Origin of the sequence: Bacteroides sp., from assembly GCF_019417265.1 — a bacterium.
Lineage (GTDB): Bacteria > Bacteroidota > Bacteroidia > Bacteroidales > Bacteroidaceae > Phocaeicola.
In genome coordinates, this window is record NZ_DXVR01000117.1 from 1 (window position 1) to 7184 (window position 7184).

Annotated in this window: 6 protein-coding genes; 3 read left to right on the forward strand and 3 right to left on the reverse strand. The window is 42.9% G+C overall.

What is annotated here, in order from left to right; genetic code table 11:
* The coding region (locus QZ379_RS11385; protein WP_291564709.1) for a S1 RNA-binding domain-containing protein at positions 1-493 on the forward strand (493 nt) is incomplete at its 5' end.
* 61 nt (positions 494-554) lie between these two features.
* On the opposite strand, the gene QZ379_RS11390 is transcribed toward QZ379_RS11385, so the two are convergent.
* Positions 555-1025 carry an Lrp/AsnC family transcriptional regulator gene (locus QZ379_RS11390; RefSeq protein ID WP_291564712.1) on the reverse strand — a complete coding sequence of 157 codons (471 nt, stop codon included), beginning with the start codon at positions 1023-1025 and terminating at the stop codon, positions 555-557.
* Positions 1026-1186: 161 nt separating this feature from the next.
* Between QZ379_RS11390 and QZ379_RS11395 the strand changes: the two genes are divergently transcribed.
* Positions 1187-2476, forward strand: a complete 1290-nt coding sequence (locus QZ379_RS11395) for an O-acetylhomoserine aminocarboxypropyltransferase/cysteine synthase family protein (protein ID WP_291564715.1) — start codon at positions 1187-1189, stop codon at positions 2474-2476.
* Between the two features lie 124 nt (positions 2477-2600).
* On the opposite strand, the gene QZ379_RS11400 is transcribed toward QZ379_RS11395, so the two are convergent.
* Positions 2601-4103 (reverse strand): family 10 glycosylhydrolase, encoded by a 1503-nt coding sequence (locus QZ379_RS11400; RefSeq protein WP_291564718.1) that lies wholly within the window; start codon positions 4101-4103, stop codon positions 2601-2603.
* A 214-nt stretch (positions 4104-4317) separates the two neighbouring features.
* On the opposite strand from QZ379_RS11400, the gene QZ379_RS11405 reads away from it, so the two are divergent.
* Positions 4318-5460, forward strand: a complete 1143-nt coding sequence (locus tag QZ379_RS11405) for an iron-containing alcohol dehydrogenase (RefSeq protein WP_291564724.1) — start codon at positions 4318-4320, stop codon at positions 5458-5460.
* Positions 5461-5547: 87 nt separating this feature from the next.
* Here the strand turns inward: QZ379_RS11405 and lepA are convergent.
* Positions 5548-7184, reverse strand: a 1637-nt coding sequence (gene lepA, locus QZ379_RS11410) for a translation elongation factor 4 (protein WP_291564721.1), incomplete at its 5' end; no start/stop codon positions are given.

The window sequence follows — 7184 nt, forward strand, 5'->3', positions numbered from 1 at the left end:
TCAGATTGGTGCTGACATCGAAGTTCAGGTATTGGAAATCGACAAAGAAAACCGCCGCTTGAGCCTTGGTCACAAGCAGTTGGAAGAAAACCCATGGGATGTATTCGAAACTGTATTCACTGTAGGTTCTATCCACGAAGGTACAATCATCGAACTTTTGGACAAAGGTGCAGTAGTTTCATTGCCTTACGGTGTTGAAGGCTTCGCTACTCCAAAACACCTTGTAAAAGAAGACGGTTCTCAGGCTCAGCTTGACGAAAAACTTCCATTCAAGGTTATCGAATTCAACAAGGAAGCTAAGCGTATCATCTTGTCACACAGCCGTGTATTCGAAGACGCTGCTAAGGCTGAAGAAAAGGCAGAAAAGAAAGCTGCAAAGAAATCATCTAAGAAAGAAGAAACTCCAACGTTCCAGAACCAGGCTGCTTCTACAACTCTTGGTGACATCGATGCTCTTGCAGCATTGAAAGAACAGTTGGAAGGTAAGAAATAATTCATACCTCTTACGATAAAGATTTTAAGGCTGAACCCCGAAAGGGATTCGGCCTTAATTTTTATATATGTATCCCATAATCGTGTTTTACCACATCCATAACGAACACACTCTCCAATGATGCAAGGGTATCTATCCTGCCAAGTACATTCAGTATAAATCCCTGGTAATATTTCATATCAGGAGCATGTATCTTCAGAAGATAATCAAAACCGCCTGAAATATTATAACATTCCGTCACTTCCGGTATCCCTGCAATAACTTCCGAAAAACTACGGGCTATATCATAATTAAGATGCTGCATCTTTACTTTACAGAAAACAATAAAACCCTGATTAAGTTTCTCTGCATCAAGCACAGCAATATATTTCTTGATGTACCCGCCTGCTTCCAGACGTTTCAAACGTTCAAAAACGGGAGTGGATGAGAGACTCACCTTGGCGGCAAGCTCTTTAGTTGTCAATCGTGCATTCTCCTGCAAAGTACGGAGTATCTGCAAATCTACTTTATCTAATTTCTCTACATTGTTCATAGGATAAATATTCTGTTTTATTCAGTTACTGGCACTAAAATAAGAATAAAAGCACATTAATCAATTATATATTAGTAATTTTTTCTATATTTTCCGTAAATATTGGATAATAGTACCACAGAATATAACTTTGCATACATAACAATAAAGCTATATAGATTATGACAGATACACAAAAACTACATTTCGAGACATTACAGCTACACGTAGGACAGGAAAATGCAGACAAGGCGACAGGTGCAAGAGCCGTACCTATTTATCAGACAACTTCATACGTTTTCAATAATTCTGCCCACGCCGAAGCATTATTCGGACTTCAGGAAAGCGGAGAAATATACGGACGATTGGGAAATCCAACACAGGGAGTTTTAGAACAAAGGATAGCGGCACTTGAAGGTGGAAAAGCTGCTTTGGCAGTAGCTTCAGGAGCAGCGGCTATTACCTATTCATTTCTTAACATTGCTAAACAGGGCGACCATATAGTAGCGGCAAAAACCATCTACGGTGGAAGTTATAATCTTCTGGCACATACGCTACCTACTTACGGAATCAGTACAAGTTTTGTAACCCCGGACAGGATTGAGAATTTTGAAAATGCTATTCAGGAAAATACAAAAGCCGTATTTATAGAAACACTTGGCAATCCTAATTCAAATATAATAGATATACAGGCTGTTGCCGATATTGCCCACAAGCATAACATACCTCTGATAATAGACAATACATTCGGTACTCCATATCTTATCCGACCAATAGAGCACGGCGCAGATATAGTGGTACATTCTGCCACCAAGTTCATAGGCGGACACGGTACATCCCTTGGTGGAATTATAGTGGACTCCGGAAAATTCGACTGGAAGGCATCCGGCAAGTTTCCGCAACTGACTGAGCCTGACTCATCATATCACGGAATAATTTTCACGGATATCGACCCAAACACTGCTTTCGTGACAAGAATCAGAACTACATTGCTAAGAGATACAGGAGCTGCCATAAGCCCGTTCAATGCCTTTATGTTGTTGCAGGGGCTTGAAACTCTGTCGCTGAGAGTGGAACGTCACGTGGAGAATGCACTTAAAATAGTTTCCTATCTTGCTTCACACCCAAAGGTTAAGAAAGTGAATCATCCTTCACTCCCATCCCACCCTAATCATGAACTGTATAATAAGTATCTGCCGAAGGGAGGAGGTTCAATCTTTACTTTCGAGATAAAGGGCGGTAAGGAGGAAGCACACAAGTTTATCGACAGTCTTAAGATATTCTCACTGCTCGCAAACGTGGCAGATGCCAAATCGTTAGTGATACATCCTGCAAGCACCACACATTCGCAATTGACAGAAAACGAACTTTTAGAACAGGACATTCACCAGGGAACTATAAGACTATCCATCGGTCTGGAACATATCGACGATTTGAAGAATGACTTAGAGCAGGCTTTAAAGAGTATTTAAAGAGTATTTAAATGCCATTTAAACGGTATTCAAATGTCATTCGAATGACATTCTAAGAGCATTATAAAACTGCTGCGGCTCAAGTCCGACAAGGATTTGAGCCGCAGCAGTTATATTGAAGAAATTACAATTTAACTTTTTCTGATTCCGGTTTCGATTCGTTATTCAGTCTGTCAAGGGCGGTTACCACATAACGGTACTTGGTCTTTCCATCCTCGTACGGCATCTTATAGAAAGTATCTCTCGTTATAGCTACTATCTTCGATGCATCATCCAGATTAACCTTTTCCTTGTTTCCGAATCTGTAGACTACATACTGAACAGCCTCATCCATTACAGTCTTGGCTTTAGGAGCAGTCCAGAACAAGATATAGCCATATTCAGTCCAGACATCCTTCAGTTTCTTTACCTTTCCGGGAGCCTTATCGTCTATGAACGGATAAAGAGGTTGCAGAGCAGGATATTTGTGATACTTCTTCTCAAGCAAAGTCTTATAATTGCCCGGATTCTCCATCACGGCAGCAGAATACCACTGGCAACTGCCCTGGACAGCAGTCAACGAACGCTGCAAATCATATTTTGCCGCCATCTGATGCACTGAAGGATTCTTCAAGTCCGGTTTCTTTACTGTCCTGTACACATCCTGACCGATATACAGAGGACGAGCACTTGATTTATCAGCCCACCACTTAACCAAAGTTTCATAGTCGGCAGCCGGATGACCTATTTCCCAATATACCTGCGGAATGTTATAGTCTATCCATCCTTTGTTCACCCACAGCAGTACATCTGCATAGAGGTCATCATAATTCTGCAGTCCGCGAGTTTCACTACCTTCGGGCGATGTACGCTTATTGCGATATATCCCGAAAGGAGAAATACCGAACTTCACCCACGGTTTTGCCTCACGGATTGTTTCATGAAGTTCTCTGATAAGCACATTTACATTGTCCCTTCTCCACTCATCCCTGTCAGTAAACCCACGACCATAGGCAGCAAAGCTTACATCGTCAGGAAACTTTTCTCCCGGGTTCGGGTAAGGATAGAAATAATCGTCCATATGGATGGCATCCACATCGTAGCGTGTAACAATGTCGCGCACTATCTTGCAGATATATTTTCTGTTTTCAGGAAATCCCGGGTCGAAATAAAGCTGTCCTGCATACTTCACAAAAAGTTCAGGATGTTTGTTGTACGGATGCATTGGCGACAAACGGCTTGTTCCCTTAGTGCAGGCACGATACGGATTAATCCATGCATGCAGCTCCATGCCACGCTTGTGACACTCGTCTATCATAAATTGCAGAGGGTCCCACGATGGCGATGGTGCAACTCCCTGAATACCTGTCAGAAAACGGCTACATGGTTCATAAGACGATTTATAAAGAGCATCGGCTTCGGCACGTATCTGAAAGATAATGGCATTTATACCTGCTTCTTCCAACTCGTCCAATTGGCCTGTAAGTGTTTTCTTCATTGTTTCTGCAGGCATTCCCTGAAACTGTCCGTTTACACACTGTATCCACGCTCCGCGAAATTCACGTTTAGGAGATGCTGTCTGTGCACTGAGCGCAAAGGCATTAAGCAGCAAGGCAGCAAGAACAATCAAAGTCTTAATTCTATTCATCTTTTATATATAGTTTTCGAGCGTACAAAGATAGTGCAAACCAAATGAAGTACAAAGTGAAAACATGGTTTTCAACTTTTAAATCCGAGGTGCAGCCTATCTTATTAGATAAACAAAAACGGACACATATACGTTAAAAATATAAAGTTTGAACTCTCAGTATAAATATGTACATTTGCAGAAAATTCTAAAACCATAAATACAGAATAATATGTTGAACAATTTTTGTTTTCAGAACCCTACTAAACTGATTATGGGCAAAGGCATGATTGCCCGGTTAAGTAAAGAAATACCTGCCGACAAAAAAATCATGATAACTTTCGGTGGTGGAAGTGTAAAGAAAAACGGAGTGTATGACCAGGTAAAGGAAGCACTTAAGAATCATAACACAATAGAATTCTGGGGTATAGAGCCAAATCCTGCCATAGAGACTCTCCGCGAGGCCATCGCATTGGGTAAAGCTGAAAAAGTAGACTTCCTTCTTGCGGTAGGCGGCGGTTCCGTTATAGACGGAACAAAACTTATCTCTGCCGGGTTGCTATACGATGGCGACGCTTGGGACTTGGTGAAAAAAGGAAATACAGAAAACACTCTTCCTTTGGGAACAGTACTTACATTGCCGGCTACAGGTTCGGAAATGAACGACGGGGCGGTTATCTCATGTAAGGAAACCAAAGAGAAATATGCTTTCTTCTCAAACTTCCCGAAATTCTCAATCCTCGACCCTGAAGTAACATTCTCGCTGCCTGACTATCAGATAGCATGCGGTATTGCAGATACATTCGTACACGTGATGGAACAGTATCTCACTAAATCAGGCGAATCAAGAGTAATGGACCGCTGGGCTGAGAGCATTCTGCAGACATTGGTTGAGATTGCTCCAAAGATTAAGGAAAACAAGCAAGACTATCAGAATATGGCCGACTTCATGATGTGTGCCACTATGGCTCTTAACGGATTTATCGCTATGGGTGTGTCACAAGATTGGGCTACACACATGATTGGCCACGAAGTGACTGCCCTCACAGGTCTTACTCACGGACACACACTTGCAATCATCCTGCCTGGTACAATGGACGTATTGCGCAAGCAGAAAGGCGAAAAGATAATGCAGGTGGGAACAAGAGTCTTTGGTGTAAACACAGGAACTCATGATTTCCGCATCAATGAAACTATCAGAAAGACAAGAGAATTCTTCAACTCTTTAGGACTTACAACATCACTCTCGGAAAACAATATCGGCAAGGACGTAATAGACGAAATAGAACGCCGATTCAACGAAAGAGATGTACACTTCGGTGAGTACGGATTGGTGACAGGCAGTGTTGCAAAAGAAATCCTTGAAAAAGTGTATTAACAGAAAATAAGCCGAATAAAAAAAGAACGAACCCATGGAAGAAAATATATCCACCATGGGTTCGTTCCTTTTTTATCTCATGTATTGTTAGTCGAGTTTCAGAACTGCGAGGAATGCTTTCTGCGGCACTTCCACAGTACCAATCTGCTTCATACGCTTCTTACCCTTCTTCTGTTTCTCGAGGAGTTTACGCTTACGGCTCACGTCACCTCCGTAACACTTCGCGGTAACGTCCTTACGCACAGCCTTGATAGTTTCGCGTGCAATGATTTTGGCACCAATGGCAGCCTGTATGGCTATTTCGAACTGCTGACGCGGGATAAGTTCTTTCAGTTTCTCACACATACGTCGTCCCAAGTCATACGCATTATCGAAGTGAGTAAGTGTAGAAAGAGCATCCACCGATTCTCCGTTCAGAAGTATATCGAGTTTTACAAGCTTCGAAGGACGGAATCCCGACTGATGATAATCGAACGATGCATATCCCTTTGATATACTCTTCAGCTTATCATAGAAGTCAATCACGATTTCTCCTAACGGCATCTTATAATGCAGTTCCACACGATTGCCCGAAATATAATCCTGGCGCACCAATTCGCCGCGCTTTCCAAGACACAGAGTCATAATAGGACCTATATAGTCGGTAGTAGTGATTATAGAGGCATCTATAAACGGCTCCTCAATATGGTCTATCAGAGTAGGGTCCGGCATACCTCCGGGATTATGCACCTCCTGCACACCACCCTGCTTGTCGTAAATCATATACGATACGTTAGGCACGGTAGTAATAACGTTCATGTCGAACTCACGGTCCAGACGTTCCTGAACGATTTCCATATGGAGCAATCCGAGGAATCCGCAGCGGAAACCGAATCCCAAAGCCAATGATGATTCCGGCTGGAATGTAAGTGACGCATCGTTAAGCTGCAGTTTCTCAAGCGAGGCTCTAAGGTTTTCATAATCCTCGGCCTCTATAGGATAGACACCTGCAAAGACCATAGGCTTTACTTCCTCGAAACCTTCTATCGCTTTTTCACACGGTTTTGCTATGTGAGTGATAGTATCTCCCACCTTTACCTCGCGTGAGGTCTTGATACCGGAGATGATATATCCCACGTCACCAGTACGCAATTCCTTGCGAGGCACCATGTCCATCTTCAGCACACCTATCTCATCGGCATCATATTCCTTGCCTGTATTAAAGAATTTCACCTTATCGCCCATGCGGATAACTCCGTTTACCACCTTGAAGTAGGCAATGATACCACGGAAAGAGTTGAACACAGAGTCAAAGATAAGAGCCTGCAACGGAGCCTCTTCATCACCTACAGGATGAGGAATACGCTCTACTACGGCCTTAAGAATCTCTTCCACACCCATACCGGTCTTTCCCGAAGCACGTATAATCTCCTCGCGCTTGCAGCCCAAAAGGTCTATAATCTCGTCTTCCACCTCTTCAGGCATGGCACTTGCCATATCACATTTGTTCAGCACCGGGATTATCTCCAAATCATGTTCCAGCGCCATGTAAAGGTTCGAGATAGTCTGGGCCTGTACACCCTGCGACGCATCGACTATAAGCAACGCACCCTCGCATGCGGCAATGGAGCGCGAAACCTCGTACGAGAAGTCCACGTGTCCCGGAGTGTCAATAAGATTGAGGATGTATTTTTCACCATTATAAGTATATTCCATCTGTATGGCGTGGCTCTTGATGGTTATAC